A 1,572-nucleotide genomic window follows, 5' to 3' on the forward strand; every position below is an offset into this window, starting at 1 on the left:
TGCCCACCCCCTACTCCCACACGGCCATCCCTCCCCGGCGTCCTCCACCTCAGGGAGTACGGACGGGCCGTTATGTCAGGGCGGGGGTGCGACGGTGCCGAGCCAGAGGGTGTCGCGGGCGCGGGTCATGGCGACGAAGAGCTGCCGGCGGGCGAGTTCGCGGCGTTCGTGGGTGACGTCGGCGTCGGGGGTGGTCTCGTGGAGAAGGACGTCGTGGCGGGGCAGGAGGACGTGGGCGAACTCCAGGCCCTTGGCGCGGCGGTAGGTGCCGAGCTTCACGGCGTCCACCGGGGTGCCCTTGTAGTGGTCGAGGAGGCAGGTCGGGATGTGCGCGCCGCGCAGGAGGCGTTGGTAGTCCCCGACGGCGCGCCGGGTGGGGCAGAGCACCGCGATGCCCGCCCAGCCGCCGTCGGAGGCGCGCTCGTGGAGTGCGGCGAGGAACGCCCGGTCGTGGTCCGCGGCGGTGGGGCGGCTGACGCGGACGACTCCGCCGTCGTGGTGGATGAGGTCCACGTCGCGGCGGCCGGGGGTGCGGAGTTCGTCGATGTCCTCGAACGCGTCGTCCGCGACGACGGCGAGGGCGGCCTCGATCACCTGCCGCGTGTTGCGGTAGTTGGTGCGCAGGACCTGGCCGCGGTCGCCGCGGATGTCGATGCCCGCCTCGGAGAGGCGGAAGCCGCCGGGGTAGACGGCCTGCTGGCCGTCGCCGATGAGCAGCAGGCCGTTGGGCGCGTCGCCCGTGAGGGAGTGCAGGAGGCGGATGCCGACCAGGGTGAGGTCCTGGACCTCGTCGACGACGACCGCGCCGTAGGGCGAGGAGAAGGTCTCCCGGCGCGTCTCGCCGAGCGCGAGGGCCAGGATGTCGTTGAAGTCGTGGACGCGGCGGTCGGCGCGGAGCCGTTCGTACTCCTCGTGGAGGCGCCACACGGCCTCGCGGAGGGCCCGTCCCAGCCGGGTGCGGCGACCGCGCCGGGGGACCGCGGCGTACTGGTCGAGCGTGGTGATGCCCCGGCCCTTGATGACGTGGTCGATCTCCTCGCGCCAGTACTGGGAGCCGGGGTCGACGTCGGCGAGCGGGCCGTCGCGGCCGACGTTCTTCCAGGCGAGGCTGAACGCGGTCAGCGCCTTGTCGCCGTGGAGGTGGGTGGCGACGCCGCGTTCGTTGAGGAAGCCGTGGGCCCAGGAGTGCAGGCTGTGGAAGTGGACCCGGTCGGCGACGGCGGGTGCCATGGCGGCCAGGAACGTGCCTTGTACGCGCGGCAGGTTGTTGGCGAAGGTGACGTACAGGACCTTTTTCGGGGTGCGTCGGGCGAGGTAGGCGGCCCGGTGCAGTCCGACGACGGTCTTGCCGGTGCCCGCCGGGCCGCTGATGCGGGCCGGGCCCGCCCAGTTGCGCCGCACCAGCGGGATCTGGTGCTGGTCGAGGAAGGTCATCCACCGTTCGATGGGCGCCTGCCGCGCCTCCGCGAGCGCGGCCTCGCGCAACCCCCCCGCCTCGAACAAGCCGTCGGCGGGCGGTGCTTCGTCGGGCGGGGCGTGGGGTGGCGGCGGCCCGGGTGGGACGGTGGTCGC

1 protein-coding gene is annotated in these 1,572 nt (G+C 73.6%); it reads right to left on the bottom strand.

Going from position 1 to position 1,572, the window contains the following annotated elements:
* Positions 1-75: 75 nt before the first annotated feature.
* Positions 76-1,572 (bottom strand): UvrD-helicase domain-containing protein (locus tag ADY01_RS35525; protein WP_049581003.1); only part of this gene is annotated, 1,497 nt, incomplete at its 5' end.

This window comes from Streptomyces sp. SBT349 (genome assembly GCF_001083795.1).
Classification (GTDB): domain Bacteria; phylum Actinomycetota; class Actinomycetes; order Streptomycetales; family Streptomycetaceae; genus Streptomyces.